We start from the raw sequence: 1,523 nt of genomic DNA, 5'->3' as shown, positions 1-1,523 counted from the left end.
CATTGTAAATTCACCTCATATTTCACTAATTCATTTTCAAAAAAAAGAGAAGTCAATTTGTTTTTTAAAAATCAACTTCTCTTTTTCATTATTTAATTTTTATATCTGTTTGTTGAATAGGATAGAGTGAATATCCAGCGTGACTTTTAGCAAGTAGTCCTTGTTCTTCAGCTAACCAATATGGAAGAATAATTCTTTGTTCAGTGTAATTTTCTAATTTCCTTTGTTGTACCAAAACTTGCGATTTAGGAAACCAAAATAGATCATCATCAATCCTAACTTGAACCGCTTTTTCTGTATCTTGATTTACAATACATGGAGCTATACAATTCATTAAAAATCTCTCCCTTTTTTGAATATATCAGTTTAAAATAATTGCAATTGTTCCTGATTTTTTAAGGTTTCTACAAAAATAACATTTCCATCTAAACCATTATCAAGTTCTTGTTTTAATTTAGGTTCTTTTCTTAATATTTTTCTAGGGGAAATATATGCTTTATAAGAATCTTCTCCTATTGTTTTTAGATGTAGCCAACCTTCTGTATTAGATATTTGAACATTATTTTCTAACACTTCATAGATCTGACCTTCATATTTGAATTGCTTTCCAACATAAAAGAATTCTTGAATCATGTATTTGTTGTATTTCTTGTACCAATCTCTTGATACAACAAGTTTCCATTCATCTTTATTTGTATAAATTTGACCGTCAATATGGTATTGAGTTGACATATTCCATCCCTCCATATGAATTTTATTAAAATGAAGTTGCTGTTCATTTAATTAACAGCAACTTCACTTTAAATTATCAATTAATCTTCCACTAAAATTTTAGCTTCTGGTCTATCTTTAAATTTCGATTCAACTACACGAATTGTCACATAGTTTTGTTCATCTATTTCATCTTTTGAAACTCCATAAAAGTAATAATGTTGACCGTTTACACTATTACTATAATCAATACTCATAGTTTCATCTTCATCTAATGCACCATTTGGTATTTCATTTAAAAATTCTATTTTTTGTTCTTCCGCAAATTCAATTGCTTTCCCTAGATCTAGAAAGTTTTGCACTTCCAGATGACCACCACATCTCATTCTAAAATTTGCTGTTACTGTATAAAACATGCTAATACCTCCAACTTTCCAAATTCATATTTTTTTAGAAAAAGTTGCTGTTTCATATGCTTAACAGCAACTTCATTTTTCAATTAGATCATTCTGTAAATTTCTTTTAAAACCGGTATTCCTCCATTATCAGCAATTCTTGTATTGATATGATGAAATTTAAGAATAAGGAATGAAATTTCTTTATCTTGAAAATCCACCAAATTTAAAATTTCTTCTAGATTACTTTGTGAAAATTTACCTGTTTCTCTATATTCACCAATCATCTTACCGACAAGTGTTTTCAGCTCTAATTTCTGTTCGTTTTTCATTTGAATAACCTCCATTAACCAAAAGATTTTTTATGTTGCTACCACTGTGTTTCTATATTCATTATACCATAAATATATATTGAAT

General features: G+C 27.8%; 4 protein-coding genes. All 4 read right to left on the bottom strand.

Annotated elements, in window-relative coordinates; all coding sequences use genetic code 11:
• Window positions 1–88: 88 nt before the first annotated feature.
• The 4 genes from MR107_RS29905 to MR107_RS29890 all read right to left on the bottom strand — a co-directional run bounded on the left by MR107_RS29905 (window position 89) and on the right by MR107_RS29890 (window position 1,438).
• Window positions 89–334, bottom strand: coding sequence for a hypothetical protein (locus tag MR107_RS29905; RefSeq protein ID WP_242293146.1), 246 nt, complete (start codon window positions 332–334; stop codon window positions 89–91).
• A gap of 32 nt (window positions 335–366) precedes the next feature.
• The gene (locus MR107_RS29900; RefSeq protein WP_242293145.1) at window positions 367–732 is read right to left on the bottom strand and encodes a hypothetical protein; all 366 of its coding nucleotides are present in this window, start codon (window positions 730–732) and stop codon (window positions 367–369) included.
• Between the two features lie 80 nt (window positions 733–812).
• Window positions 813–1,127, bottom strand: coding sequence for a hypothetical protein (locus tag MR107_RS29895; protein ID WP_000500162.1), 315 nt, complete (start codon window positions 1,125–1,127; stop codon window positions 813–815).
• A gap of 83 nt (window positions 1,128–1,210) precedes the next feature.
• Window positions 1,211–1,438 carry a hypothetical protein gene (locus MR107_RS29890; RefSeq protein WP_242293144.1) on the bottom strand — a complete coding sequence of 76 codons (228 nt, stop codon included), beginning with the start codon at window positions 1,436–1,438 and terminating at the stop codon, window positions 1,211–1,213.
• Window positions 1,439–1,523 lie beyond the last annotated feature (85 nt).

This window comes from Bacillus cereus group sp. BfR-BA-01441 (assembly GCF_022663075.1).
GTDB lineage: Bacteria > Bacillota > Bacilli > Bacillales > Bacillaceae_G > Bacillus_A > Bacillus_A cereus.
Note: the sequence above shows the minus strand (reverse complement) of the source record. Positions and strands in the feature narration are given on the sequence as shown.